The organism is Pseudomonas spirodelae (assembly GCF_034653255.1).
In the GTDB taxonomy this organism is placed as follows: domain Bacteria; phylum Pseudomonadota; class Gammaproteobacteria; order Pseudomonadales; family Pseudomonadaceae; genus Aquipseudomonas; species Aquipseudomonas spirodelae.
The window spans coordinates 91,889-118,305 of record NZ_JAYEET010000035.1 but is presented as its reverse complement, the minus strand read 5'-3'; the positions used below and the strand labels follow the sequence as shown (position 1 = coordinate 118,305).

Genomic DNA, 26,417 nt, shown 5'->3' with positions numbered 1-26,417 from the left:
ATTTATTGCGCCGGTGTGATTGCCACGCGCAGCTCTGGATGGCCCAGTGGGTGGCTCTGCGCATCGAAGAAACGCAACGCCACGTCTTGCCCCGCGAACAGGTTGGCGTAGTGCTGTTTCTGTTGCTGGATAAACAGTGGGTTGTGCGGGTAGATCGATATAGCCAGGGTTTTCAGCCCTGCTTGCAGCAGGGCCTGAACCAGGTGCTGATCCTGCGCTGCGAGGTTATGGCCGAAGATGCACAGCGTTTCTTTGGGCTGCGATAGCTGGCTGTAGCAGAACGACAGGTAGTCGGAACTGCGAATGGCTTTGAGCTTGTCGGCGCTGCTGCCTTCGTTGACGAACAGTGGGATATCACCCAGCTGGTTGATGGCGAAACTGGCCAGCAAGGTGCTTTCCGATGAATTGAGAATGCGCGTGCTGCCGTCGATGTTCTTCACCAGGTGCATGCCGCCGTGCAGGTAGAGCATGCGTGTGGCGCTGCTCTGGCGGGCGTTATTGCCGAGGTCAAAGGTCGAGTCGGGGCCACGGAACATTTCTTCAAACGCGTCCTGGTTCTGCATCACTGCCCAGTAGTTGAGCAGGTCGTAATTGCCGGAATACACCGTCTGGTATTGGCTGAGGGCGCTGTTGATCCGCGTCAGGCTGGATGCCTGCATCTGGCTCCAAGGGATGTGCACCGAACGCACGGCGTGGATCAGCGCTTCCTTGATGGCGAAGTAGCGGTGGCGCGGCGACGACGAGTTGATGGTCAGCGCGGCGTTGACCCGAATGCTGTTCTTCAGGGCACTGAGCACCTGCTCGAAGTTGCTGGTATCAAGCGCGCGGAACACGCTCAGCTCGGTTGGGCTGAGCGGGCGGTTACGGGTGGTCTGGGCTTCGTCAAACAGCGAAAAGTAGGCGAATTTGCGCCATACCGCGAGACTCGCGCCGTTACCAACCAGCAACTCGGGGCAACCGATGCTGCTGTTCAGGGTACTCCAGTCTTCCAGTTCGCCAGTAAATGCCGGGATTTGCATAATCGCTACTTGTCGCCTTGGGCCGTGGTTGTGCAGGGCGCGACTTTAGCACGAGCGGCGTGTGTGCTTGAGCAGCTGTCGTTTAGCCTGGTGGTTTAGTCAGGCGCGGGCTTTGGCTATGCTGGAGTTGAGGTATGCGTGACCGATCAGGCCCGGCGGTGGTCTGGTAAGGGTGAGTCTGCTGTTATCTTTTAGACCTGCCATGTGTGGACAAGAGAGAGCGCGATGAATAACGAATTAGTGATCGAAGATATTCAGCTGGGTGACGGTAAGGAAGTGGTCAAAGGTGCACTGATCACCACGCAATACGATGGCTATTTGGAAGATGGCCGCAAGTTCGACTCATCCTATGACCGCGGCAAGGCTTTCCAGTGCGTGATTGGCAGCGGCCGAGTGATCAAGGGCTGGGACATCGGCATGATGGGCATGAAGGTCGGCGGTAAGCGCAAGTTGTACGTGCCCGCGCATCTGGCTTATGGCGAGCGTGAGTTCGGCGCGCATATCAAACCGAATTCCAATCTGATCTTCGAAATTGAGCTGCTGGAAGTGCTGACGCGCGATGAGTGAGAGCCGCTTTTTGTGGCTCTGTGCCAGCAATAGCGCTTGCTGGCAGGCGGGGGCTTGCAACTGAGTCGATCAGCCTTGGGCTGCGGTTGTCTTCACTCAGGGCGACAACCGTATACAGCCGATCAACACGTCGCCACTTCTACTCTGTTGCGTCCAGCTGACTTTCCGGCGTAGAGCGCGTAATCCGCTCGTGCAATGGCGCTGCTGAGTGGCTCTTCAGCCCGATACTGGCTGATGCCAATGGACAGCGTTACCTGGACTGTAGTGCCGTCACAGTCTATGACCAGTCCTTCGATTGCCTTGCGTATGCGCTCTGCGCTGACAGCCGCCTGTTCAAAGTCGGTTTCGGGCAATACCGCAAGAAACTCTTCGCCGCCCCAACGGCCAATAAAGTCCTGTTCACGCATAGAGCCTTTGAGTGAGTCGCTTACCGCCGCTAGCACTCGGTCACCCATATCGTGGCCGTATTGATCATTGATCTGTTTGAAGTGATCAATATCCATCAGCAATAAGGTGAGGTTGCTGGGACGGCGATGGTGTCGCGCCAGTTCCTTTTCTGTCAGCGCAATCATGTGCCGGCGGTTGAACAGGCCGGTCAACGAGTCCGTTGTGGCCATCCGCGCCAGGCTCTTGTGGGCGCGGGTTACGGTGCTCACATAGAACAGCGCCAGATAGCTGAACATCAAGAACACCACAGTCAAATTGAAAACATGCACACCCAGCAAGGCGCTAGAGGAGATGGGTTGCAGTGGTTCGATGTACCACATCAGTACATCCAGCCCAACGTAGTAGGCCCACAGGCCCGCCGCGAGGAGCCAGGCGCTGCGCGCACGCATGGTCACGAATAAGGCTGGGATGAACATGAGCAAGAAGTAGTGAAAGCCACTTTCCCAGCCAATCAGTACGGTCCCAAGACCTGCGTGTACCAGGACCTCGGCGCGGATCAGTAGAATCGCCAGGCGGTTACGGCGTTGCTGGAACGCACGGTAGGCGTAGGCATACATGGCCACGCTGAGCACGTTTACCCAGGCCAGAATGGGGGAGCCCAGCAGGATGAAAATAAACAAAAAAGCGATATCGACGCAGGCCGCTATCTGACAGCAACGCATGGAAAGCTGCCAAAACTCGGGGCGAGCGTTGCGCTTGTGTGGGTTATTTGAGCGCATCCCTAGCATTTAGGTGTTCCTTCGGGTTCCGGTTATGAATGCCGGTTTTTATTAGATTCCTGGCTGATTACAGGCCGCAGAGACTGCTGTTTGAAGTGTAGTGTGGATCGTCCCGGTTGATCTTGTCAGTAGCCAATTGGCATTAAGGTGCCGTAAACCACGGCTGTGGTGGCTTGATTTGGCCGCTAGGACCTTACATTTGCTGAGCGATCATACCCTGCGGGCGCAAAGCGGCCGGTGGGTGAAGGTGCTCACCCACCGCCAGTGGATTTCAGCCCATTAGACCCACTGATCATTACGTTTGCGCTTTACCCGCAGCAGGGTCGGCAGGATCAAACCGGCGATTAAACCTGCCCCCGCGATACCGCCACCGTAGGCCATGTAGCGCATTAACACCTGCTGGTTCTCTTCGCCGAGTTGCGCCTGCAGTTCGCGTAGCTCCGAGTTGGCCTGGCTCAGCTCACTATCAAGTGCAGAGCGGGCGGTTTGCAGCTCATCGATCAGGGTTTTGCGTGAGTCCAGGGTTTCCTGCATGCCCTGCACGCGGGTTTCCCAGGTGGTGTTGATGCCGTCTAGCTCGGCGCTCAGCTCGCTGACCTGTTGTTGCAGTTGCGGCAGGCGTTCTGCCTGGCCTGGCACGTCCTGTAGGTCGCGGCTGGGAATCCATACCGCGCTGCCGTTCTCGCCACGTACCTGGCTGTAATTACCGTCGCTGCGCAGCAATGTGACCTTCTGCCCGGAGGTCAGCGTACCGACGATGCGGTAGCCGTCAGTTGGGCCGCTGCGTACATAGGTATTCAGGCTGTCACTGACCCAGCGCGTGGTGCTGGCATCGTCTTGCGCGTGCGCGCTAACGCTGACCAGTAGGCAGGCACCGATGGCGAGGTGGTGCAGAGGGGAAAGGCTGGAGGGGGCATGGCGGGATAGGAACATGGGGGCAATCTTCACATGGCGATTAAACGAAACCCTGCAGCGGGTGTGATAAAGCCGGCCAGGCGCGTGGGCGCAAACAGGTGCATGAGCAAGGTGGCGTGCTGCAACGCTCTGCTGGTGGGCAAATGGCCATACAAGCTACCCGCTGGGCCGACAGCAGACAGACAATCGACGGGGGCGCAGAGTTCACTCGGCGCTGGGTGCAGGGTTGCCCAGCCCTCGTCGTTCAGGCCGTTGGATTGGCCTGTCTGGGGCTGTTTGACGGCCCAAGGTAGGCCGGGTTCGAACAGCTGAGATGCTGATGTACAACGCGGCGGCGGTCATGCGCCGCTGTTGGGAAACGCGACTTTTTAACTCAGAGCAGGATCATGCCCCAGGTCAGGCCAATCATCAGCAGGGCGATAAACTGCGCCGCGCTGCCCATGTCCTTGGCTTGTTTGGACAGTGGATGGAGGCTCAGGGAGATGCGGTCCACGGTGGCTTCGATGGCGGAGTTGAGCAGCTCGACGATCAGTGACAGCAGCGGCACGAGCATCAGTAACAGGCGCTCAGTGCGTGTGACGTCGACCAGGCATGCCAGCGGAAGCAGCACGACATTGAGCAGCAACAACTGGCGGAACGCCGCCTCGCCGCGATAGGCCGCCTGCAAGCCCATCAGCGAATAGCCGCCGGCGTCGAGAATGCGCCGCAGCCCGGTGCGGCCTTTGAGCGAGAGGGCGTCGTGCATCTCGGCAGTGGGTTTGCCGTTCATGTTGGCAGCTCCAGTTTCTGCAGTTGTGTACGGCGCAGCAGCGCGCCCATGGGGTACAGACGATTGGGGGTAGGCAGGGCAGGCATGGCTGAGCGTCCGGTAAGGGGGAACGCTCGCCACATTAGGTGTCAGGGCATCAACAGGCTGTTAAGGGGATGTGAAAATTTCGTTAGCGGGTGGGTTGAATCTGACGGTGAAGCAGGTGCCGCCCTCTGCGCGGCTGTGCACAGTGATACTCCAGCCTTGCTTAGCGCAGATGCGTTTTACCAGCGACAGTCCCAGCCCGAGCCCTTCACCGCGTGCCTGCGGGCCGCGTACGAAGGGTTGGAAGATCTGCTCGTGCTGCTCGTGGGGAATGCCCGCTCCACTGTCCTCTACACGAAAGCCGCCTTCCTCCAGCACCAGGCGAACTACGCCGTGTTCGGTGTAATGCAGGGCGTTGCGCAGCAAATTAGCCATGACCGTACTGAGGAAGGTGGCGTTGTAGAGGCCGTTATCGTTGCCCTCTTGCGCATGTTGGAAGGCTAAACCCTTGTCATTGAACATCGGCTCCCAGCGCTCTATTTGTGCCGCCGCGACACTGGTGAGGCTGCTGTCTGCAACAAAAGCGCTTTCATTGGCTTTGCTGCGGGCCAGTTGCAAGAAGGTCTGCACCAGCTCGCGCATTTCCTCGCAGGCTCTGGTAATGCGCTCAAGCTGTTGGCGTTCACGGGGTGACAGGGCGGCTTCTGCAAGCAGTTCGCAGGAGGTGGCAATGACCATCAAGGGTGTGCGCAATTCATGGCTGACATCGCTGGTGAACAGGCGCTCACGCTCCAGCGATTGGCGTACCTGCCCCAGGGTGCTGTCGAAGGCGGCGGCCAGTTGGCCCACTTCGTCATCGGGGTAGTCCGGTGCCAGCGGCGGGGCCAGGGTGTGCAACTGGTCGCGGTGGCGAACCTGTTGCGCCAGGCGGCTGACCGGTGCCATGACCCTGCGCGCCATGATCAGGCCTAAAGCCCAGGCACCGACGACGGTCAGCAGAAAGCCGGCGAGTACGACGTTGAACAGGGCTTGCTCGCGGGCTTCGAATTCGTGCTGCTCTTGCACCAGTTGGTAGGTGTTGCCGTTGATTTCCTGCACATAAACGTAAAAAGCTTTGTCCCCGTCAAATACCTCATTGAAGCCCTCCGACAGCCCGGCGTATTGCTCGGGAATGGCGTAGCCGGCGAGATTGGAGGCAAAAAAGCGTGTGCTGGAATCCAGGCGAGGGCGGTTGCCATATTTGAGGTCTTCATGCAGCACGGTATCCAACTCGCGGCTGAGTTCCTCGGACACCAGGTGTTCTTCAAGAACATGCACCACCGCCACGATACTCAACGAAAAAAGGCCGCTGACCAGCGTCGTCATCAGCACAAAGGCGATCAGGATGCGCCTGGCGAACGGTTGCTTAGACGCCATTGGCATGCTCCGCCAGGCGATAGCCGACGCCGTGCAAGGTATGCAGCAGCGGGGTCGCGAAGGGTTTATCCAGCACCTGGCGCAGTTGATGGATGTGGCTGCGCAAGCTGTCACTGTCTGGGCTGTCGTCCCCCCAGAGCGCTTCTTCCAGGGCTTCACGGCGGATCACCGCTGGGCTCTTCTGCATCAGTACGGCCAATAATTTGAGGCCGATGGGGTTGAGCTTGAGTGGCTGCCCTGCACGGCTGACATGCAACGTGTCGAGGTCATAAACCAGGTCGGCGACTTTCAACTGGCGTTTGCGGCTGCCCTGGCTGCGCCGCAGGATCGCCTCAATGCGCGCCACCAGTTCGGACAACGCGAAGGGTTTGATCAGGTAGTCGTCAGCGCCGGCGTTCAGGCCTTGCAGGCGATCATCCAGGGCATCGCGGGCCGTTAGCATGAGAATGGGCACCTCATTGTGGCCATCCTCACGCAGGCGCTTGCACACCTGATAGCCATCAATGCCGGGCAGCATGATGTCCAGCACGATCAGGTCATAGTGGCCACTGCTGGCCAGGTGCAAGCCGCTCAAACCATCCTGTGCGCAATCAACGCTAAAGCCTTTGAGCTGCAGGTAGTCGAGTATGTTGGCCAGAATATCGCGGTTGTCTTCGATGACCAGAATACGCATGAGCGGGTGTTCCTTTCGCGTTGACGTTTTTTTCACATTGTTTTGACAAGCGCCTCACAGAGGCAATTGCACACTGCGGCACGTTCATCCAAGCAGGATCATACGATGCCTCAGCTCCACTTCGCGCAACTTCGTTACCTGTCGATCATCGTCGCGGCATGGTTGGTGGTGTTTTTTCTGACCCGCAGTGCCCTGCTGGCCACTCACCTGAGTGACGCCAATGTCAGTGTGATGCAGTTGTTCAGCCTGTATGGGGTTGGCGTGGTGTATGACCTGAGCTTCCTGCTCTACGCCAGCCTGCCGCTTGCCTTGTACCTGCTGCTATGTCCGCGCCGCCTGTGGCAGCAGCGCTGGCATAAACAGTTGCTGCTCGGTGTGGTCGGGGTCAGCCTGTTTGTCATGCTGTTTACCGCGGTGGCGGAGTGGCTGTTCTGGGATGAGTTCGGCGTGCGCTTCAACTTTATTGCCGTGGACTACTTGGTCTACTCCGAGGAGGTGATCAACAACATCCTTGAGTCCTACCCGATCTACCCACTTCTGGCGATGCTGGCGATCGTGGCTATTGCCACCACTGCGCTGTTGCGTAAGCCGGTGCTGGCGGCTCTAGATGCCCCGCGTCTAGGGACTTTGCCGGCCCTGTTTAGCGTGGTGGGCATACTGCTATCGGCCGCGTTGAGTAGCGCACTGATTGGTCAGGATGCCCCGCGTGGCACGGATGGCAACGCCTACCAGCGCGAGTTAGCGAGCAATGGTCCATTCCAGTTCTTTGCCGCGTTTCGTAATAACGAACTGGATTACCTGCAGTTCTACGCCACCCTGGCGGATGCTGACGTGGCCGGTCTGCTGCGCAATGAGGTGCGTGAGCCGAATGCGCGTTTTATTGGCAGTGACCCGCAAGACATCCGCCGGGTGATCGACAACCCGGGCAAGCCCGAGCGGCTGAACGTGGTGCTGGTGACCATCGAAAGCCTGAGTGCCAAGTACCTGGGCAGCTTCGGTGACAACCGTGGCTTGACCCCAAATCTGGATCAATTGCGCCAGCAGAGCCTGAGTTTCAGTAATTTCTACGCCACGGGTACGCGAACCGATCGTGGTTTGGAGGCCATTAGCCTGTCCATGCCGCCAACGCCGGGGCGCTCCATCGTCAAGCGTATCGGCCGTGAGTCTGGCTACGGCAGCCTCGGACAGCAGTTCAGCGCGCAGGGTTATGACAGCGTGTTCATCTACGGTGGGCGCGGCTATTTCGACAATATGAATGCCTTCTTCGGCGGCAATGGTTATCGCATCGTTGACCAGAGCAGCGTCGCCGAGGCGGATATGGTGTTTCAAAACGCCTGGGGCATGTCTGATGAGGACATCTACACGCAGACGCTGAAGGTGGCCGATGCAGATCATGCTGCCGGTAAACCCTTCTTTCTGCAGTTGATGACTACCTCTAATCACCGGCCGTATACCTACCCGGAAGGTCACATCGACATCCCGTCCGGCGATGGCCGCGAAGGGGCGGTGAAGTACACCGACTATGCCATCGGTCAATTCCTTGCCCAGGCGCGGGATAAGCCCTGGTTCAAGCAGACGGTGTTTATTTTTATCGCAGACCACACGGCGGGCAGTGCCGGCAAAGAAGACTTGCCCGTGGCCAATTACCACATCCCGTTGTTCATTTACGCCCCGGCGCATATCCAACCACGCGAACTCAATGACGTAGCCAGTCAGATTGACTTGGCGCCCACGCTACTGGGCCTGCTGAATATGGACTATGTCTCGACCTTCTTCGGCCGCAATGTGCTGCGCGATGACCGTGCGCCAGGGCGTGCGCTGTTGGGTAACTATCAGCACCTGGGGCTGTTCGACGGTTCCAGCCTGGCGATTCTGAGCCCGCGTAAAAACATGCGCCGCCATGATGATGCGCTCGGCCTGAGCCATGAGATTGCAGTGGATGCCACGGATGCGCTGCAGCGTCGCAACATCGCCTATTACCAAGGCGCTAGCCACGCCTTTAAAGAACACCTGATGGCCTGGCGGCCGACCCTGTTGCCTGGCGAGCGACTGAGTAAGCGTTAATCCTAAAGCTTTCAGGCACTGCCGCGCATTGCCTTGGCTGGAGCACCGTTATGCGGGCCAATCGGTCTACTGAGTTCTCGCGTTATTTTGATTTCCGGCTGGGCCTGGGCATCCCTCTGCTGCTGATGGCGTTGCTGTTACTGCTTGACCCCAGCGGCCTGGATTTCGCCATCGAGCGCCTGTTCTACCAACCAGGCCAGGGCTTTATTGGTAAACACAGCTTTTGGTTGGAAGACATCCTGCACGACCGGGCCAAGCAGCTGGTTATCGTGTTTGGCGTGCTGGCCATTATTGGCTTTGTCATCAGCCTGTTACCCAGCCGTTTTAGGGTGTGGCGGCGCTCGTTGGGCTTTCTGGTCCTGGCGCTGGGGATCTCGACCAGTGTGGTTACGCCCTTGAAGGCGCTCACCGCTGTGCATTGCCCCTGGAGCTTGAGTGAGTTTGGCGGCACGGAGACCTTTACCCCGCTGCTGAGCGAGCGCGCAGCAACGGATAATCCAGGTCGTTGCTGGCCGGGTGGCCATGCCTCCTCGGGGTTCTCCTTGCTGGCGCTGTTTTTTCTCCTGCGTGACAAGCGCCCACGCAGTGCGCGTGTGGCGTTGGTATTCGCGTTGGGACTGGGGGCGGTGTTTTCGTTGGGAAGGATGATGCAGGGCGCGCACTTTATGTCGCACAACCTGTGGACCTTGCTCTTCGACTGGACGATTTGCCTGCTCTGCTATCGCTGGGTGCTCTATCGCGCGCCGCTGCCTCAGCACGCCGAACAACCTGTACTTAAACCGCTGGAGGGCTAGTCAATGGCACGCATTGGTTACCTGTGTCGTCTTGGTTTTGCCGCACTGCTCTTTACGCTCGCCTTAGTGGCACTGCCTTACAGCATGGCCTGGAGTGCAGAGGCTGTTTTGCCAAGCCCGCTATGCTCGCTTACCCAGGGCGCTTGAGGCGGCAGCGGATGATCTGCCTGCCTGCTTTGAGCCGCTTAAGAATGGCCGCGCTTGGCGTGGCTGCAGTGTTGCTGTGCGCTTGCCAAAATACCCGCGAGCAGATGCAGGCCGAAGGTTATCCGCCGGCCTTTATTGATGGTTTTGAAGCGGGTTGCAGCAGTGGCCGGCAAGCAGCAGGCGCGCTTGATGCTTTTCGTAAGGATGTGCCGCGTTACCTGGCAGCGCCGCTGTATGCCCAGGGCTGGGACGATGGTTTTCGCCAATGTCAGGCCACCCAGCAAAGCGCCTTTGAGCGTGAATGGCATGACGACGACTGGCGTGACCGCGAGTGGCGCACGCACGTTGATCAGTCCATGGCGCAGGCATTGCGGCGTCGCTAAAACAACAAACCCGGCACTTGGCCGGGTTTGTGTTAACGCTGTAATGCTTACTTGATCTCGACCGCCAGGCTGTCGTGGATCTTCTTGTTCCAAATCGCTGGACCGGTGATGTGCACCGACTCGCCCTTGGTGTCGACTGCCACGGTGACTGGCATGTCTTTCACGTCGAACTCGTAGATGGCTTCCATGCCCAGTTCGGCGAAGGCCACCACGCGCGACTTCTTGATCGCCTGGGCGACCAGATAAGCGGCGCCGCCAACAGCCATCAGGTACACGGCCTTGTTGTCCTTGATCGCTTCGATGGCAATCGGGCCGCGCTCGGATTTACCGATCATGCCGAGCAAACCAGTGCTTTCGAGGATCTGCCGGGTGAACTTGTCCATCCGCGTGGCGGTGGTCGGGCCAGCTGGGCCGACCACTTCTTCACGTACCGGATCGACCGGGCCGACGTAATAGATGAAGCGGCCTTTCAGGTCGACCGGCAGCTCTTCACCCTTGTTCAGCATATCGACCATGCGCTTGTGCGCGGCGTCGCGGCCGGTGAGCATCTTGCCGTTGAGCAGCACGGTTTCACCCGGCTTCCAGCTCTGCACGTCTTCTGGGGTCAGGGTGTCGAGGTCAACGCGGCGCGCGCTCGGGCCGGCTTCCCAGACAATTTCCGGGTAGGCGGACAGGTCCGGCGCTTCCAGCTCGGCTGGGCCGGTGCCGTCGAGCACGAAGTGGGCGTGACGGGTGGCCGCGCAGTTGGGGATCATGCACACCGGCAAGCTGGCGGCGTGGGTCGGGTAATCCATGATCTTCACGTCGAGCACGGTGGTCAGGCCGCCCAGGCCCTGGGCGCCGATGCCCAGCTGGTTCACTTTCTCGAACAGTTCGAGGCGCATTTCCTCGATCTTGTTCTGTGGGCCGCGGGCTTTCAGCTCATGGATGTCGATGGACTCCATCAGCACTTCCTTGGCCATGACTGCGGCTTTTTCGGCGGTGCCGCCGATGCCAATGCCGAGCATGCCTGGCGGGCACCAGCCGGCGCCCATTTCCGGGACGGTCTTGAGTACCCAGTCGACGATCGAGTCGGACGGGTTGAGCATGGCCATCTTCGACTTGTTCTCGGAGCCACCGCCTTTGGCAGCAACGTCCACTTCCACTTTGTCGCCAGGGACGATGGAGAAGTGGATGACTGCTGGGGTGTTGTCCTTGGTGTTCTTCCGTGCACCGGCTGGGTCGGCTAGGATCGAGGCGCGCAGGACGTTTTCCGGCAGGTTGTAAGCGCGGCGCACGCCTTCGTTGATCATGTCGTCGACGCCCATGGTCGCGCCATCCCAGCGGACATCCATGCCCACGCGGATAAAGACGGTGACGATGCCGGTGTCCTGGCAGATCGGCCGGTGGCCGGTGGCGCACATGCGTGAGTTGATCAGAATCTGTGCCATGGAGTCGCGCGCAGCGGGCGATTCTTCGCGCAGGTAGGCCTCATGCATGGCCTGGATAAAGTCTACGGGGTGGTAGTAGGAAATAAACTGCAGGGCGTCGGCGACGCTCTGAATCAGGTCGTCTTGCTTGATCACGGTCATGCTATGCGCTCCCTTTATATGGGTAGGAGTAGGGCAGGAACTTCGAAGCGCGCAGGGGGCATACCCGGCGCAGGCTTATCAGGGCCAGAGGACAAGATAAAAAGGCGCGAAAGTATACCGTGCACGTGGCCTGGCGGACACCTCGGCAGGCTTAGATCATGGGCGCTGATCGGTTACTGACGTCGATTAATTGACTAGGCATGCTGCAATCGCAGGGGTAGAGTAGCGGCTAGATGCCAGTATGGGATGGAGCCCATAATTCCTATGACCCCAAGCAGTCAAGCAGGTACCCGACGCAGCTTGCAAAGCCTACTGCTAAAGCGTTTCGGCATGGCCGTAGGCACTTACGTGTTGACCGGGCTGTTGTGCGGCGTTGGCGTGTTTGCCGGGTTGTTTAATGCGCCGCCGTTAGCCGTACTGGGTATCGGCGCTTTGGCGACGTTCAGCCAATTAGTTTTTCTCGGGCTGTTTCTGTCGCGCCTCAATCTACGCCTTGCCGATCCTAGTTTGACTGAGCCTCAGGTGCTGGTGGCATTGCTCTGGCTCACAGCGCTGCTATCGCAGTTCAGCGAGGGGCGCGGCAGCCTGTTGGTGATGTACATGCTGATTTTGCTGTTCGGCGTGTTTCAGTTGCCGCCCAAGGTCTTTGCCCGTTGCGCATTGGTTGCCTTTCTGGGCTTTGCCGGGTTGAACCTGTATGAGGCCTATACCCTGCAGCTGCGTGCGCCGCGTATGGCGCTGATGCAGGCCTGTGTATTGGCTGTGGTGCTGGTGTGGCTTTGTCTGTTTGCCAGTTATGCTCAGGCCATGCGCCAACGAATGCGTCAGCGCCGTTTCGCCCTGCAAGCCCACCAGGACACACTGCGCGGGATGATGCGCCAGCTGGAAGACCTGGCCGCGACTGACGAGTTAACCGGGTTGTGCAACCGTCGGCACTTTTTGCGCTTAGCCAGTTGCGAGCTGGAAAATCTGCGAGGTGACCGTCAGCATGGCCTGGCGTTGCTGGATCTCGACCATTTCAAGCGCATCAATGATATTCACGGTCACGCGGCGGGTGATCGTGTCCTGCAAACGTTTGCCGCTGTTGCCCGCGCCTGCCTGCGCGATGGCGATGTGGTGGCGCGTTATGGCGGTGAGGAATTTGTCTTGCTGTTACCCAATACCGAAGCCGATCAGTTCACGGCCTGCTGCGAACGCTTGCGCGAAGCCTTTAGCCGCGCCGAGCCGCTGGGCGTGCAGGTGGCCAATCTGAGTGTATCCATTGGCATGACCTTGCTGAGCGCTGACGATGACCTTGATGAGGCCCTGCAGCGTGCCGATCAGGCGCTGTACCAGGCCAAACGTGATGGGCGTAACCGTTGCGCGGCGACCTGGGAGGATGTGGATGCCTGAGTTACGGGCCGCTGAACGCAGCCTCGAAGTCGCCCCTGCCAGTAACCTGTTGGATAACTTGTTGGCTGCTGGTATCGCTGTGCCCTATAGCTGCCGCGCCGGCAGCTGCCATGCCTGCCTGGTGCGTTGCGTGCGTGGCGAGTTGCTTGATGCCAAGCCTGAGGCTCTGGACGAAGCGCAGCGTGAGCAGGGCTGGCGGCTGGCGTGCCAATGTCGAGTGGTGGATGACGTGCAGATTGAGGTATTCGATCCGTTGCGTGATGCGGTTCCGGCGGTCATTCACAGCTGCGATTGGCTAAGCCGCGATGTCCTGCGCCTGCGTCTGATCCCACCGCAGCCAGTGCGTTACGGCGCCGGCCAGCACCTGCAACTCTGGACCCCCAGCGGGATTGCCCGGCCTTACTCATTGGCTAGCGTGCCGGGGGAGGATGCCTGGCTGGAGTTTCATATCGATTGCCGTCAGGGTGGCGCATTTGCCTCAGCAGCGCGGGCTTTTCAGCCGGGCGACAACCTCCGTTTGGGTGAGTTGCGCGGTGCAGCGTTGCACTATGATCCCGATTGGCAAGCCAGGCCGCTCTGGCTGTTAGCCGCAGGTACGGGCTTGGCACCGTTGTATGGCGTGCTGCGCGAGGCGCTGCGTCAGCAGCATCAGGGGGCTATTCGGGTTATTCACGTGGCCCATGATGCTTCCGCGCATTACTTGGCCGAACCCTTGCGAGCATTGGCCGTCAGCCATCCGCAGGTGCAAGTCGAGCTTGTTGTGGCGGCCGAGTTGCCGGCTGCTTTGGCCGAACTGCGCCTTGTTTCACGGCAAACCATCGCCTTACTCTGCGGCCACCCTGACAGTGTCGAAACCTTTGCGCGCCGTCTGTATCTGGCGGGTTTGCCGCGTAGTCAGGTTTTCGCTGACATATTTTTGCCTCACGCGCGCTAGCCGTTCCGGTGATCAGCTCGCGGGTGGCCTACCGTGAGGATTAGTGATGAGCGAGCATCTGCTGGTTGAGCGTGAACAAGGGGTGCTAACCCTGCGCATGCACCGCCCCGACAAGAAAAATGCCCTGACCCGCGCCATGTACAGCGGCATGGCCGAAGTATTGGCGCAGGCTGATCAGGATAAAAGCGTGCGCGCCGTGCTGATCACTGGCGGCGAGAGCTGCTTCACCAGCGGCAATGATGTGGCCGACTTTATTCAGGCACCACCGACTGGACTCAACAGCGAAGTGTTCCAGTTTATGCAGGCGCTGTTCGAGTTCAGCAAGCCGGTGGTGGCCGCGGTCAACGGCCCTGCGGTGGGCATTGGTACGACCATGTTGCTGCATTGCGATCTGGTCTATGTCAGCCGCGAGGCCACGCTGAAGATGCCTTTCGTCAACCTGGGCCTGTGCCCTGAATACGGTTCCAGCCTTATCCTGCCGCGCCTGCTCGGCCACGCCCGCGCTGCAGAATTGCTGCTGCTTGGGCAGAGCTTTACCGGTGAGCAGGCCGCAGCCTGGGGTGTCGCCAATCAGGCGCTGGACGGCGGTGAGGCAACCCTGGCCAAGGCCCGCGAAATGGCCCTGCGCTTTCAGCAACTGGCACCGGCTGCAGTGGCGGATAGCAAACGCCTGATGCGCGCGCCGGATCGTGAGCAACTGCGCCGGGTGATCGAGGAGGAGGGCGCGCTGTTCGGTCAACGCCTGCGCTCGCCGGAAGCCATCGAGGCGCTGACAGCTTTTATGCAGCGGCGCACGCCGGATTTCAGCAAGTTCGCCTGATGCCCTGAGGCAAATAAAAAGGCCGCTCGATTGAGCGGCCTTTTGCACTGCGCTGGGTAGCCTAGAGCCTTTTTACGATCTCGCGAGCTAGAGACCTGCAAGGCAAAAACAGGCGAGGAAGCGGAGTGTACTGTTGTACATGAGCATTCCGAGCCTGTTTTTAACGCAGCAGGGCCGACGCGCAGCAGATCATAAACAGGCTCTTACACCAGTGCTTCACCTACATGCAGCAGCTTCATGGTGTTGGTGCCGCCGATGGTGTGGTAGCTGTCGCCCTTGGTCAGGATCACCCAGTCACCGGCCTGCACCACGCCGCGGTTGAGCAGCTCGTCCACCGCGGCCTGGCTGACTTCCGCCGGTTGCAGGGCGGCTGGGTCGAACGGCACGGTGTAGACGCCACGGAACATGGCCGCACGGGCCTGGGTTTCGCGGTGCGGGGAGAAGGCGAAGATCGGCACCGAAGAACGGATACGCGACATGATCAGCGGCGTGTAGCCACTTTCGGTGAGGGCGATAATCGCTTTCACACCGGGGAAGTGGTTAGCCGTGTACATGGCCGCCAGGGCGATGCTTTCGTCGCAACGCTCGAACTCGGTGCCCATGCGGTGGCTGGACTTCTTGCTGGTTGGGTGTTTTTCCGCGCCCAGGCAGATGCGCGCCATGGCTTGCACGGCTTCCAGCGGGTAGGCACCGGCGGCGCTTTCCGCCGAGAGCATCACCGCATCGGTGTAGTCGAGCACGGCGTTGGCCACGTCGGAGACTTCCGCACGGGTCGGCATCGGATTCTGGATCATCGACTCCATCATCTGCGTCGCCGTGATCACCGCCTTGTTGTGGCGGCGTGCGTGCAGGATGATTTTCTTCTGGATGCCGCACAGCTCGGCATCGCCGATTTCCACGCCCAGGTCGCCACGGGCCACCATCACCGCGTCACTGGCGCGGATCAGGCCGTCGAGGGTTTCGTCGTCGGCTACGGCTTCGGCGCGTTCGATCTTGGCCACCAGCCAGGCGGTGCCGCCGGCTTCATCACGCAGCTTGCGCGCGTAGTGCATATCGTCGGCATCGCGCGGGAAGGACACGGCCAGGTAATCCAGCTCCATCTCGGCGGCGAGCTTGATGTCGGCTTTGTCTTTCTCGGTCAGGGCTGGCGCAGTCAGGCCGCCGCCGCGACGGTTGATGCCTTTATGGTCGGACAGCGGGCCACCGATGATCACTTCGCAGTGCAGGGCATCGCTGGTGGCGCTTTCAACGCGCATGACCACACGGCCATCGTCGAGCAGCAGTTCGTCGCCGACGCCGCAATCCTTGACCAGGTCCGGATAGTCGATGCCGACGATGTCTTGCGTGCCGGCGGTCAGCGGATGGCTAGTGGAGAAGGTGAAGCGGTCACCGAGCTTGAGCTCAATGCGCTTGTTGGCGAATTTGGCGATGCGTATTTTCGGGCCTTGCAAGTCACCCAGCAGGGCTACGTGGCGACCGTGCTTGGCGGCCAGTTTGCGCACCAGCTTGGCGCGGGCTTTGTGCTCGTCGGGCGAGCCGTGGGAGAAGTTCAGGCGGGCAACATCTAGCCCAGCGATGATCAGTTGTTCAAGAACCTCGGGGCTGTTGCTCGATGGGCCGAGGGTGGCGACGATTTTGGTGCGGCGAACGGTCATGCACAGACTCCTGAATGGCAACTGCAGACGAGGCTACTATGCCGCAACCCTGTAGTCATTGTTCCACTGCACTACCTCTGGCGGCCACATGATGCAGCATGAGTTATTGCGCGATACGCTGCTGCAGAATTCCCCAGGGCAGTCGATACACTGCACATCGGAGGAGAGGCTTATGCGCATACTGTTGATTGTTTTGTTGCTAGTGGGGTTGGCCGGCTGCAACCGCTATTCGTTCGACCGCGATCTCAATAGTGCTTACGAGGCATATGATCGCGGTGAGTGCGAAGCAGCCATTTTGTCGTTGTCCAAGGCTGAGCGTAACAGCCGTTCGCGACGTTATATGCAGCCCGAAATCTCTCTGCTGCGGGGCCAGTGCCTGGAGCGTCAGGCGCTGTTTGTCGATGCCATGCAGACTTATCAGTTCATCATCAACCAATACCCGGCGAGCGAATATGCCTACCGTGCCCGTGCACGCATCAACACCCTGCGCCAGCTTGGGCATGAGGGGGTTGATGTGGCGGTTAAGGTCAGCCCGGCAAAGCCTTGACCACTGGTCGTCATCGCTGACAGAAGGCTTATCGCGGCAGTAAGCTGAGGCTTTCGGGAGGGAATCCATGCGCGTTTTGTTGTGCTTATTGTTGTTGCCGGGGCTGGCCGCTGCGGAAATTTATCGTTGGACGGATGCCAATGGCCAGGTGCACTTCGGCCAGCGCCCTGCAGTCGCGGGGGCGGAAAAGGTTGAAGTGAAACCACAGGTGGTTGAGCGTGACCAACTGACCCGTGAGCGGCAAGAGCGTACCAGTCGGTTTTACGATGCCCGCCGTGCAGAGCAGGCGCAGGCCTCCGCAGTTGCAGCCGAGCAGCAGACCAAGCGTGCCCAAGAGTGTCGCGAGCTGCGTAAGCGCCTGGCCTCTATTCCTGAGGGGCGTAGCTACTACCGGGATGAGGCCGATGGCCAGCGCAGTTATTACAGCGACAAGCAAATGGATACCACCCGTCAGCAACTGCAAGGCCGCGTATCCGAACGCTGTTCCTGAAACTGGTTTAAGCGCAGTAGTGGGGCCATACTTAATGGCCGTTTATAGCGATTTGCCACTATGCCAACGCATGTTCAGCGCCGCATCGAACGTCATCAGCTGCCGTACTACCTGAAGGTGTTCAATCGCATCACCGACAAGCCCATGGGCTATATCGGTAACGTCTCTCTGGACGGTCTACTGCTGATCAGCCAGCTTCCCCTGCTGGTGGGCGCGCGTTTTGATATGTGTTTGAAAATCCCAGGGCATGATGCGCCGCGCCACATTGATTTCTCGGCCACCTGCCAATGGTCCCGTGAGGATGTCACCCCCGGCTACTATGATTCGGGTTTTGCGCTGGTGGCGCCACCCGCCGACTATGTGGAGATGGTCGATGCGCTGCGCCATTACTTCAGTTTCAGGCAGATGACTACTTCTGCCTGAATGCTTGTTGCGCGGACTGAACACGCAATAAAAAAACCGCCCCGAAAGGCGGTTTTTTTATTACCTAAGCGGTTTAGGCGTTAACGCTTTGTTCCAGTTGCAGCAAGGCATCGGAGCGCGACTGCACTTCGCGGTAGCGCTCAGCATCGCTGGCCAAAACGTCAGCCATGGCCGGGAAGATATCGTTCAGCTTGGTGCGCCATTGCTCAGACTTCACCTGCTCGCCGAAGCAGCGCTGGATCAGGTCAAGCATGATCGAAACGGTTACCGAAGCGCCTGGCGATGCGCCCAGCAGGGCGGCCAGAGAACCGTCTTGTGCGGCCACCAGTTCGGTGCCGAACTGCAGGATGCCACCGTTTTTTGCATGCTTCTTGATGATCTGCACGCGTTGGCCGGCGATCTCGATGCGCCAGTCTTCGGCTTTGGCTTCTGGGTAGAAGCCGCGCAGAGTTTCCAGGCGCTTCTCTTCGGACTGCAGCACTTCCTTGATCAGGTAGCGGGTCAGGTCGAAGTTGTCGCGCGCCACGGCCAGCATGGGGCCGATGTTGTTGAAGCGTATCGACAGCGGCAGGTCAAGGAACGAACCACGCTTGAGGAACTTGGTGGTGAAACCGGCGTAAGGGCCGAACAGCAGCGAGGTCTTGCCCTCGACTACGCGGGTATCCAGGTGCGGGACCGACATCGGTGGCGAGCCAACGGCTGCCTGGCTGTAGACCTTGGCCTGATGCTGTTTGACGATTTCCGGGTTGTCGCAGCGCAGCCACTGGCCGCTGACCGGGAAGCCGCCAAAGCCTTTGCCTTCAGGAATACCAGACATCTGCAGCAGCGGCAGTGCCGCGCCGCCGGCGCCGAGGAAGACGAACTTGGCTTGGATTTCCCGCGTGCTGCCGTTTTGCAGGTTCTTGACGCTGACGCGCCAGCCTTGACCGCTGCGCTTGAGGCCAACAACCTTTTGGCTGCAGGTGACTTTGGCTTCGTTCTGCTGACGGAGGTGGTCGAGCAGGTGCAGGGTCAATGCGCCGAAGTTAACGTCGGTGCCAGCCATTACGCGGGTGGCGGCGATGGGCTCGTTCGGGTCGCGGCCCGGCATCATCAACGGCATCCACTCGGCCATGGTGGCGCGGTCTTCGCTGTATTCCATTTCGCTGAAGGCGTGGTGAGCGGTCAGCGCGGTAAAGCGCTTCTTCAGGAAGTCGATGCCTTTCTGGCCACGAACGAAGCTTAAGTGTGGAACCGGGCTGATAAAGGATTTGGGCGAGCCAAAGCGACCTTTTTCGACCAGGTAAGCCCAGAACTGCTTGGACTCCTCGAACTGAGCATTGATGGACACCGATTTTTTGATGTCGATCGAGCCATCAGCCGCTTCTGGCGTGTAGTTCAGTTCGCACAGGGCCGCATGGCCAGTACCCGCGTTGTTCCACGGGTAAGAGCTTTCACTCGATGCGGTGCTCATCATGTCGAGCACTTCCAGCTTGATGGCTGGGTCGAGTTCTTTCAGCAGTACGGCCAGGGTCGCACTCATGATGCCGGCACCAACCAGCACCACATCCATTGTTTCGTATTCGTTTTGCGCCATTACCACTTCTCCGCAAACCAGCACTCAATAGACGTTAATCAGCCAGGATAAACAGGCAATCAGCAGTCGGTGAGACGTTCAGGGTTGAAGGAAGCAGGCTTCTGGGAGCAGATGCCAACCGCGAGATCGTTCATTTTCGCCACACTCTTGTGAAGTTTTCCAAACCGTTTTTTCCACGCTCTTTTGGAGTCGTGAACCTCAAAACACGTCTGCTTTAACCAGCTTTTCACCGACGTGAAACGACCTTTGCAGAAGCTGCATGGCATTTCACAGTTGGGAAAAGCGCTAGCTAGGAGGCAGCGTGAAGTGGGCGACTCTCTGGGGCGCGGCCGATGAGTGGTGCATCAGCGTGACGGCAGGGCCCGAACAGGAGGCGTCCTTATATTCGGGGCGCGATTATAAGGGCAAAGCAGGAAAATTGATCGCCTGGTGTGACTTTTCTTCTGTTGTCTGTCAAGCCGCCAGCGTTTGTCGGGCGTGCATGCATGGCTTTATTTGTATGGTTCGGGCGCTGGCTGGCAGCGGCCGATTAAGCCAGCTGGAGCAACTTTGTTGCACCTCAACCCAGCCAGGGCCTTGCGGGGCTTGGGCTGACTGGCGCAGTGCAGTGCAAATGCCCTGCGCGTCGAGTAGGGCGAATGAGCGCATCGGACGCTTGGGGGCGAGCAGGCTACGCAGGGTAAACATGGCGATCTCTCACGGGTAGGGAAGACTAAAGTCTTATGCCCGATGCGCATGACAAAGGCATTACGGGAACCTGTTACTCCCCTGTGCGTCAGATCAGTAGCTGGTGCTGTGCTGGATTAGCACTACACACAGCGCTAACTGATCCCAACCAGCGCTGTCAGGCACATATCGCGCTGGTTATACTGCGCGCCACATCTGCCCCTTATCTATGGAGAGTTGAGCATGCTGCATCGTCTGCTGTTTGGTCTGGTGGCTGTTGCCAGCCTTACTCTGGTGGGTTGTGCCCACAGCCCGCAACAACTCAGCCCACAACCCAAACTCAATAGCCCGATCACGGCCGTTGGCCAGGGCCAGCCTGTGGTCGTGCGAGTGGCCGATGGGCGTCCTTCGCCGGTGTTAGGCACCCGCGGTGGCCTCTACCCGGAAACCAGCGCCATCAGTGTGACTGGTCAGGATATCCTGCCCAAGCTGCAGGCCCAGGCTGAAGCGGCTGTACGTTTGCTCGGGTTTACCCCAAGCGCCAATGCCTACAACGCCCCTCAGTTGACCTTGACCCTGGCCGAGCTGAAGTACCAGTCGCCGAAAGAAGGCCTGTACGTGACTGAGGCTGACATGACCGCGACCTTCCGTGTTGATGTGCAGAACTCTAGCCGTCGCTACAGCGGCCGCTACGGTGCGTCGTTAAATCAGCGTTTTGGCATGGCACCTAATCAGGCCACAAACACCAAGCTGGTGAGCGATGTGTTGAGTGATGCCCTGACCCGCGCCTTCAAGGACCCGACCATCGGTCAGGTGCTCGCGCAGTAAGCGGTGTTGGCGTAATAAAAAAGCCCGGAGTATTCCGGGCTTTTTTCTATTTGCGATTTCTTGCCTGCAGCGAACGACCGCGCCTTAGGCGGCTTCGCTGTAAAGCGCGGGCAGGCTGATGCCCGTGCGCGTGTCGATATCAGGCAGGGCGTAATGTTCATGGCCGCCGAGGGCGCAGTACACCAGCCAGTGCTCGTCTTGCACGTTGAATGACAGCCCGTCGATGACGGCTTCAACGTCGTCCAGCGAGTCGATCAGGTAGTCGCGGTCTTGGGGTTGGGCATGCAGCATGGGGCAATTCTCCATGGCGAGTAAGAGGCTTTGCTTCGCGCGCGAAGCCATTTGGATGCGGCGTTGCGGCGCGCGTTAAACCCTAAATCAAGCATGTGACAGTACGCTCACAGTCACTGCGATTCGTCGGAATCGAGCCGCGAGAGCGGCATCCTTCGGTAGACTCCGCGCCCGTAATTGGACTGCCCGCTGCTGTATTGGGTGTGCTGATGGTCTGGCGCGACACTGCTCGCATGCCATTAAGAAGTTGAGGTCGAACATGTCGTTGCAAGCGCTCTGGTGGCTGATCGAAGGGCAGCCCGGGCAGTGGTTGAATGGATTGGCGCTGTTTTTTGCCCTGGCCGGCGCCTGGTTGCTGTTGGCCACCCGCCTGCGTGAGCAGCTTGCGCAGGCGCGGCTGTTGGCCGGTAATGCGCTAAACGCGCTGGCGCAGCAGGCTGATGCTTGTGATGAGCCGACCCGGCGGCTCAACCGCTTCTTCTATCGCTTTGGTTATACCTGCCTGGCCTTGGCGCTGCTGCTGTCCTGGCTCAGTACCCAGCTGTAGGATCGTTTTAGACAAAAACGGCAGCCAATGGCTGCCGTTTTTATTGCGGGTAAGGGCGCTAAAGGGGCAGGCCGGCCTTGATTCGGTACTGGTTACGCACCGGGTTGGCGTATTGCAGGATCAGGTAGGGTTGCTGCTCGCTCGGGCAGTTGGCCAAGCGGCGCTTCCACTCGCTTTTTGCCGCACTGAGTTCTGCGGCAGGGAACAGTTCGGCAGCGTCGGGTACAGCCAGTGCAGGGTCGCGATCCGCCCACATGGCATACGCCAGGTAATGCACAGGGAACAGCCGGTAGCCGGTAAGAATTTGCCGATCCATCTCCGTCGCCAGGACCTTGCTGTCCTCCAGGCATTGCTTCACAGGCGCGCCGAAATGCACATGTACGCGGCCTTTGTAGCCGGTGATGCCGAGCGCGATGCTTTGGTCATCCTCGCCGGCGGCCTTGGTGTAACTGCCACTGCTGGCGCGGGTTGACAGTTCGCGGGCCTTGGCCTGATCGCAAGGGTCGTATTCATAGCTGATCGACACCGGCGTCAGGCGCAGGCTGTTGATCAGCTCGGCAAACGGCTCGGCTTTCCGGCTCATATGAAACATCTTGAGGATCGCCGAGTCGGTGCGGTCATCACCGTCCTTGGCGCGCCCTTCAGCCTGGGCGATCCAGATCGACTCGCCATCAACGCGGATCGAGTGATTGATATAGGCCGAGAGCAACTGGTAAGCCGCCAGCTTCTCGCGCCGGCCGGTGAGCGAGCGGTGCACGATAAAGCTCTTGTTCAGGCGCATCAGGTCGCTGACAAACGGCTTTTGCAGCAGGTTGTCGCCAATCGCGATGCGTGGCGTTGGCAGCCCCGCGTGGTACACCGCATAGTTGACGAACGCCGGATCCATCACGATATCGCGGTGGTTGGCGAGGAATAGATAGGCTTGGCCGGCTTGCAGATGCTCGATGCCGGAATAGCTCACGCCATCGGTCGCTTGCTCAATGGTGTGGTCGACATAACTGGCGATACGCGATTGCAATTGCGCCACCGAACTCACGTCACGGAACTCAAGACGCAGGCGATAGGCTATAAGTGGTTTAAGCAGCCAGCCCAAAGGCCCAGCCAGGCGCGGGAAGCGGAACTGAGTGAGGATGCCGAGAAACGCATCGTCGGCCAGTAGGCGCGCAAGTACGGCAGGGACTTCTGCGTCAGCGTAAGGTCGGATGGTATCGAATTCGCCCATCATGTTCTCTTGTCGTGGTTGGCTGTGGAGATGCTCACCGCTCTGGTCGTCGCGCTCAGCATGGGCTGTTGCGCGACTGCAGGGCCAGCTATAGACCGGCGATTATACGCCCAAGTCACAAGGAGACCGCGATGCTGGAAACTCAGGACTACCAGTGCCCTTATTGTGGCGAGCAGGTCGAGGCCTTACTCGACTTGTCTGCTGGCGATCAGCAATACATCGAAGACTGTCCGGTGTGCTGCCGGCCGATCGTGTTTTCGCTGCAGACCGATGGTGAGGACTGGTGCCTCGATGTGCGCGGGGAGAATGACTGATGCAACGCATTTATGAGCCGCAAGACCTGATGGAAGCTGAATTGCTGCTCGGCATGCTGGCCAGTGAGGGCATCGACGCCTACCTCACCGGGCAGCACCTGGCTGGGGCGGTGGGTGAGTTACCTGCCTGCGGCTTGCTCGGGGTGATGGTCGAGGATGCGCAAGCGCACCGCGCACAACAGCTAATCGCCGCGTACAATGCCGCGCAGCCGCTGCCCGGCGATGAGCCGGATAACTTCCAAGGTACGTTGCTCTGCTGATTGCCTGGTTATGGTCTGCTGCGCGTCGGCCCTGCGGCGTTAAAAACAGGCTCAGAATGCTCATGTACAAAAGTACACTCGTGTGCGAGTCCTGTCCGCTTCCTCGCCGTTTTGACCAGCCGAAGGCTGTTACTAACGTAGCGCCTTACAGGACTCTAGCTCGCGAGACCATAAAGCAAGTTTTCAAACGCCGCTGTGCAGCTACTGTCTCTATTCAAACGCTATCGAGTTTCCCATGTGTGGACGTTATGCCCTGTTCCGTTGGACGCCTGCATTTGCGGCGATTCCCGGCTTCCCTGCTGACCAGTTACCGCACTGGAGTATCTCGCCGCACAGCCAGGTCTTGCTGCTGCGTAATGTCGACGGCGAGCGCCAGCTGGCGCGCGCGCGCTGGGGGCTGACGCCGCCCTGGTTGACGGATCTCACCAAGACCCCGGCCCAGGCGCGTGCGGAAACCCTGGCCGAGCAGCCGATGTTTCGTGAGGCGTTTCGTCTGCGCCGAGGTCTGCTGCCGGCTAATGGCTTTTACGAATGGCGAGGCACGGCGCGCAAACGCCCGTACTGGCTGACTGGTGAGGGCACGCCGCTTTACTTTGCGGCCTTGTGGGAGGCTTATCCGGTTGAGGGTTTTGTCTACCTCAGTGCTGCGGTCGTCACCCAGGCGGCTGCCAGTCAGCGTCGGCCGTTGATTCTCGATGAGGCCGGGCAAGCGGCCTGGTTATCGGCCGAGACCTCGCCAGCTGAGTTGCAGGCACTACTGGCAAGGCCGCAACCCGGACTGCGCGAGCGGGTGCTGGCCAATCTGATCAATGATCCCAAGCTGGATGCACCTGAGTGCCTGACGCCTGCCTAGCTGGCGGGCGCTCCTTGTAAAGTCTTAACAATAAAAAAGGGCGAACTGCGCGGCAGTCCGCCCTTTTTGCCTGCCCAGTTAGACCTTGAATTGGTTGATCAGGCGGCGTTGCTGTTCGGCCAGTTTGGTCAGCTCTGCGCTGGCCTGGCTGGCCTCGTCGGCGCCACCTGCAACTTCGTTGGCCACCTGGCCGATATTGGTGACGTTACGGTTGATGTCTTCGGCCACTGCGCTTTGCTCCTCGGCCGCGCTGGCGATCTGTGTGTTCATGTCGTTGATCACTGAAACCGCCTGGGTGATGGACTCCAGCGCTGCGGCTGCCTGGCTGGCCTGCTTCACGCTGATTTCGGTTTTGCTCTGGCTGTCTTCCATCACATTGACGACGTCGCGGGTGCCTTGTTGCAGCTGCTGGATCATGGTCTGAATTTCTTCAGTGGCCTGTTGGGTTTTTTGCGCCAGGTTGCGCACCTCGTCGGCCACTACGGCAAAACCTCGGCCCTGTTCGCCGGCGCGTGCGGCCTCGATGGCCGCGTTGAGCGCGAGCAGGTTGGTCTGCTCGGCAATGCCGCGAATCGCCACCAAGATGGCGTTAATGTTCTCGCTGTCCTTGGCCAGCGTTTGCACCACCGTCACCGCACGCCCGATTTCCTGGGCCAGTGCAGCAATCGAGTCCGCGGTGTTCTGCACCGTTTGCTTGCCTTGATTGGCGGCGCGGTCTGCATGGTTCGCGGCTTCAGCGGCATGGGTGGCGTTGCGTGCCACATCCTGAGCGGTAGCGGTCATCTCATGCACAGCAGTGGCAACCAGTTCGATTTCCGCCATTTGTTTCTGCACGCCCTGGTTGGTGCGGATGGCAATGTCGGCAGTGTGCTCGGATGAGTCGCTGACTTTCTGTACCGAGCTCACCACTTGGCTGATCATGGCCTGCAGCTTGCTCAGGAAGGTGTTGAAGCCGAGCGCGATCATGCCCAGCTCGTCCGCTCGGTCGGTTGTCAGGCGGCGGGTTAGGTCGCCTTCACCCTTGGCGATGTCATCGAGCATGGCCACCATTTGTTTTAGTGGGCGGGCAATGCCGTAGCCAACAAACCACACCACCAATAAGCCAATAGCCGCAATTAATAAGCCGACCAGCGCCATGCCCAGGGTGTCGGCCTCGCCTTGTGCGTGGAGGTCGGCCTGCATGCTCTGTAGATCAGCCATGACGGTATTGACCGGGAGCACCAGCATGAGCACCCAGCGAGTATCGCTATCGCCAATGTTGAAGCTGAGAAACAGCTCGATGTGGTTCTTAGACGGATCTTCTTGCTCGTCAATGTCATAGATGACTTGGCCGGCAGTCATGCTTTGCAAGTTGGCTACTTCGTTAGCGTCGAGCAGCTCAGTTGCCGGGCTACCCAGCTTGTCCGGTGCTTTTGTTGACGCGACCAGGCGGCCATTGCTCGCGATAAGCGCCATTTCCCCCGCGCCGTCATAGAGTTTGCTGTCTGCTTTGAGCAATAACTCCTGAATGAAGTTAACCGCCAGGTCTGCCCCAGCAATGCCCCGAAACTGGCCATTGACGAGAATCGGAGAGGTAAAGGAGGCGAGCATGATCATCTTGCCGCCGACGTCGTAGGGTGCCGGGTCAATCACGCAGGTTTTTTTGCTCTCTTTGGGGCACAGATAGTACTCGCCAGCGCGAACACCGGTAGGGAGCAGCGTTTCGGTCTCCATATCGCCAAGGGCATCAATACCTAAGCTGCCATCGGCATTGCGAAACCACCATGGGTTGAAGCGCCCCGAGCCATCGTAGCCGTTGTCTTTTATGCCGGCGTAGACGTCATCATTGGCGTCGAAGGCATTTGGCTCCCAGCCGATATAACTGCCCAGCAGTTTAGGATTTTGTGCCGTGGTTTCGTGCACGAGGTTTGCCAGCTCTTCCCGGCTAATGGATAACAGCGGGCTGCCAGTGCTGTCTTGCATGCCGAGTAGCGCGTTAGTTCGCGCCAGGTCGGCAGTGATCTGCAGGGGTATGTCCAACTCACGCTGAATCTGTAAGACCTGGGTTTGCGCCAGAGCCGTCAAACGTTGCTGGATGACCTGTTCGAGTAG

27 protein-coding genes and 1 pseudogene are annotated in these 26,417 nt (G+C 59.4%); 15 read left to right on the top strand and 13 right to left on the bottom strand.

Annotated elements, in window-relative coordinates:
- Nucleotides 1-2 precede the first annotated feature (2 nt).
- Entirely contained in the window at nt 3-1,019 is a 1,017-nt protein-coding gene (locus tag SOP97_RS10710; protein ID WP_322949200.1) for a DUF4917 family protein, read from the bottom strand.
- A gap of 225 nt (nt 1,020-1,244) precedes the next feature.
- On the opposite strand from SOP97_RS10710, the gene SOP97_RS10705 reads away from it, so the two are divergent.
- Nucleotides 1,245-1,586: an FKBP-type peptidyl-prolyl cis-trans isomerase gene (locus tag SOP97_RS10705; protein WP_322949199.1), complete on the top strand. Its 342-nt coding sequence runs from the start codon at nt 1,245-1,247 to the stop codon at nt 1,584-1,586.
- Between the two features lie 122 nt (nt 1,587-1,708).
- On the opposite strand, the gene SOP97_RS10700 is transcribed toward SOP97_RS10705, so the two are convergent.
- The 5 genes from SOP97_RS10700 to SOP97_RS10680 form a co-directional block, all read right to left on the bottom strand.
- A complete protein-coding gene (locus SOP97_RS10700) occupies nt 1,709-2,761 on the bottom strand; it encodes a GGDEF domain-containing protein (protein WP_322949198.1) in 1,053 nt (350 codons plus the stop codon).
- Nucleotides 2,762-3,031: 270 nt separating this feature from the next.
- Nucleotides 3,032-3,685 carry a TIGR04211 family SH3 domain-containing protein gene (locus SOP97_RS10695; RefSeq protein WP_322949197.1) on the bottom strand — a complete coding sequence of 218 codons (654 nt, stop codon included), beginning with the start codon at nt 3,683-3,685 and terminating at the stop codon, nt 3,032-3,034.
- Between the two features lie 355 nt (nt 3,686-4,040).
- On the bottom strand, nt 4,041-4,436 hold the full coding sequence (locus SOP97_RS10690) for a diacylglycerol kinase (RefSeq protein ID WP_322949196.1): 396 nt from the start codon (nt 4,434-4,436) through the stop codon (nt 4,041-4,043).
- A gap of 147 nt (nt 4,437-4,583) precedes the next feature.
- A complete protein-coding gene (locus SOP97_RS10685; RefSeq protein WP_322949195.1) occupies nt 4,584-5,876 on the bottom strand; it encodes a sensor histidine kinase in 1,293 nt (430 codons plus the stop codon).
- On the bottom strand, nt 5,866-6,549 hold the full coding sequence (locus SOP97_RS10680; RefSeq protein WP_274086255.1) for a response regulator transcription factor: 684 nt from the start codon (nt 6,547-6,549) through the stop codon (nt 5,866-5,868). Before SOP97_RS10680 ends, SOP97_RS10685 begins: the two co-directional genes overlap by 11 nt.
- Before the next feature lie 105 nt (nt 6,550-6,654).
- On the opposite strand from SOP97_RS10680, the gene SOP97_RS10675 reads away from it, so the two are divergent.
- The 3 genes from SOP97_RS10675 (at nt 6,655) to SOP97_RS10665 (ending at nt 9,937) form a co-directional block, all read left to right on the top strand.
- Entirely contained in the window at nt 6,655-8,613 is a 1,959-nt protein-coding gene (locus SOP97_RS10675; protein ID WP_322949194.1) for an LTA synthase family protein, read from the top strand.
- 50 nt (nt 8,614-8,663) lie between these two features.
- The gene (locus SOP97_RS10670) at nt 8,664-9,407 is read left to right on the top strand and encodes a phosphatase PAP2 family protein (RefSeq protein ID WP_322949193.1); all 744 of its coding nucleotides are present in this window, start codon (nt 8,664-8,666) and stop codon (nt 9,405-9,407) included.
- A gap of 158 nt (nt 9,408-9,565) precedes the next feature.
- Complete coding sequence (locus SOP97_RS10665) at nt 9,566-9,937, top strand: hypothetical protein (protein ID WP_322949192.1); 372 nt, start codon at nt 9,566-9,568, stop codon at nt 9,935-9,937.
- Nucleotides 9,938-9,984: 47 nt separating this feature from the next.
- Here SOP97_RS10665 and SOP97_RS10660 read toward each other — a convergent pair whose 3' ends face one another.
- Nucleotides 9,985-11,508: a fumarate hydratase gene (locus SOP97_RS10660; RefSeq protein ID WP_274086251.1), complete on the bottom strand. Its 1,524-nt coding sequence runs from the start codon at nt 11,506-11,508 to the stop codon at nt 9,985-9,987.
- A gap of 264 nt (nt 11,509-11,772) precedes the next feature.
- Here SOP97_RS10660 and SOP97_RS10655 point away from each other — a divergent pair, with 264 nt between their 5' ends.
- From SOP97_RS10655 to SOP97_RS10645, 3 genes are read left to right on the top strand one after another with little or no spacing between them, the layout of a single operon-like run.
- Nucleotides 11,773-12,900, top strand: coding sequence for a GGDEF domain-containing protein (locus SOP97_RS10655; protein WP_322949191.1), 1,128 nt, complete (start codon nt 11,773-11,775; stop codon nt 12,898-12,900).
- On the top strand, nt 12,893-13,834 hold the full coding sequence (locus tag SOP97_RS10650; protein ID WP_322949190.1) for an iron-sulfur-binding ferredoxin reductase: 942 nt from the start codon (nt 12,893-12,895) through the stop codon (nt 13,832-13,834). Before SOP97_RS10655 ends, SOP97_RS10650 begins: the two co-directional genes overlap by 8 nt.
- Before the next feature lie 46 nt (nt 13,835-13,880).
- Entirely contained in the window at nt 13,881-14,654 is a 774-nt protein-coding gene (locus SOP97_RS10645) for an enoyl-CoA hydratase (RefSeq protein WP_322949189.1), read from the top strand.
- A 203-nt stretch (nt 14,655-14,857) separates the two neighbouring features.
- Here the strand turns inward: SOP97_RS10645 and pyk are convergent, their stop codons facing one another.
- Nucleotides 14,858-16,309 (bottom strand): pyruvate kinase, encoded by a 1,452-nt coding sequence (pyk, locus tag SOP97_RS10640; protein ID WP_322949188.1) that lies wholly within the window; start codon nt 16,307-16,309, stop codon nt 14,858-14,860.
- Between the two features lie 172 nt (nt 16,310-16,481).
- On the opposite strand from pyk, the gene SOP97_RS10635 reads away from it, so the two are divergent.
- The 3 genes from SOP97_RS10635 to SOP97_RS10625 all read left to right on the top strand — a co-directional run bounded on the left by SOP97_RS10635 (nt 16,482) and on the right by SOP97_RS10625 (nt 17,769).
- Nucleotides 16,482-16,856 carry a tetratricopeptide repeat protein gene (locus tag SOP97_RS10635; protein ID WP_322949187.1) on the top strand — a complete coding sequence of 125 codons (375 nt, stop codon included), beginning with the start codon at nt 16,482-16,484 and terminating at the stop codon, nt 16,854-16,856.
- A 67-nt stretch (nt 16,857-16,923) separates the two neighbouring features.
- Nucleotides 16,924-17,346 (top strand): DUF4124 domain-containing protein, encoded by a 423-nt coding sequence (locus SOP97_RS10630; RefSeq protein ID WP_322949186.1) that lies wholly within the window; start codon nt 16,924-16,926, stop codon nt 17,344-17,346.
- Nucleotides 17,347-17,406: 60 nt separating this feature from the next.
- A complete protein-coding gene (locus tag SOP97_RS10625; protein ID WP_322949185.1) occupies nt 17,407-17,769 on the top strand; it encodes a PilZ domain-containing protein in 363 nt (120 codons plus the stop codon).
- A gap of 73 nt (nt 17,770-17,842) precedes the next feature.
- Here the strand turns inward: SOP97_RS10625 and mqo are convergent, their stop codons facing one another.
- The gene (gene mqo / locus SOP97_RS10620) at nt 17,843-19,345 is read right to left on the bottom strand and encodes a malate dehydrogenase (quinone) (protein WP_322949184.1); all 1,503 of its coding nucleotides are present in this window, start codon (nt 19,343-19,345) and stop codon (nt 17,843-17,845) included.
- 909 nt (nt 19,346-20,254) lie between these two features.
- Between mqo and SOP97_RS10610 the strand changes: the two genes are divergently transcribed.
- Nucleotides 20,255-20,839 (top strand): YajG family lipoprotein, encoded by a 585-nt coding sequence (locus SOP97_RS10610; RefSeq protein WP_274086241.1) that lies wholly within the window; start codon nt 20,255-20,257, stop codon nt 20,837-20,839.
- 84 nt (nt 20,840-20,923) lie between these two features.
- Here SOP97_RS10610 and SOP97_RS10605 read toward each other — a convergent pair whose 3' ends face one another.
- Nucleotides 20,924-21,130 (bottom strand): hypothetical protein, encoded by a 207-nt coding sequence (locus SOP97_RS10605; RefSeq protein WP_322949182.1) that lies wholly within the window; start codon nt 21,128-21,130, stop codon nt 20,924-20,926.
- 259 nt (nt 21,131-21,389) lie between these two features.
- Between SOP97_RS10605 and SOP97_RS10600 the strand changes: the two genes are divergently transcribed.
- The gene (locus SOP97_RS10600; protein WP_322949181.1) at nt 21,390-21,677 is read left to right on the top strand and encodes a hypothetical protein; all 288 of its coding nucleotides are present in this window, start codon (nt 21,390-21,392) and stop codon (nt 21,675-21,677) included.
- A gap of 58 nt (nt 21,678-21,735) precedes the next feature.
- Here the strand turns inward: SOP97_RS10600 and SOP97_RS10595 are convergent, their stop codons facing one another.
- A complete protein-coding gene (locus SOP97_RS10595; RefSeq protein ID WP_322949180.1) occupies nt 21,736-22,902 on the bottom strand; it encodes a 1-acyl-sn-glycerol-3-phosphate acyltransferase in 1,167 nt (388 codons plus the stop codon).
- Nucleotides 22,903-23,030: 128 nt separating this feature from the next.
- Here SOP97_RS10595 and SOP97_RS10590 point away from each other — a divergent pair, with 128 nt between their 5' ends.
- From SOP97_RS10590 to SOP97_RS10580, 3 genes are all read left to right on the top strand, one after another.
- Complete coding sequence (locus tag SOP97_RS10590; protein WP_274086237.1) at nt 23,031-23,213, top strand: CPXCG motif-containing cysteine-rich protein; 183 nt, start codon at nt 23,031-23,033, stop codon at nt 23,211-23,213.
- Nucleotides 23,213-23,473 (top strand): putative signal transducing protein, encoded by a 261-nt coding sequence (locus SOP97_RS10585; RefSeq protein ID WP_274086236.1) that lies wholly within the window; start codon nt 23,213-23,215, stop codon nt 23,471-23,473. Before SOP97_RS10590 ends, SOP97_RS10585 begins: the two co-directional genes overlap by 1 nt.
- 235 nt (nt 23,474-23,708) lie before the next feature.
- Nucleotides 23,709-24,326 carry an SOS response-associated peptidase gene (locus SOP97_RS10580; RefSeq protein ID WP_322949179.1) on the top strand — a complete coding sequence of 206 codons (618 nt, stop codon included), beginning with the start codon at nt 23,709-23,711 and terminating at the stop codon, nt 24,324-24,326.
- Between the two features lie 78 nt (nt 24,327-24,404).
- Here the strand turns inward: SOP97_RS10580 and SOP97_RS20395 are convergent, their stop codons facing one another.
- Together SOP97_RS20395 and SOP97_RS20390 are read right to left on the bottom strand one after the other, a co-directional pair.
- A complete protein-coding gene (locus SOP97_RS20395; RefSeq protein ID WP_411912050.1) occupies nt 24,405-25,148 on the bottom strand; it encodes a methyl-accepting chemotaxis protein in 744 nt (247 codons plus the stop codon).
- A gap of 111 nt (nt 25,149-25,259) precedes the next feature.
- A pseudogene (locus SOP97_RS20390) lies at nt 25,260-25,463 on the bottom strand (HAMP domain-containing protein); the annotation flags it as partial.
- Nucleotides 25,464-26,417: the final 954 nt, after the last annotated feature.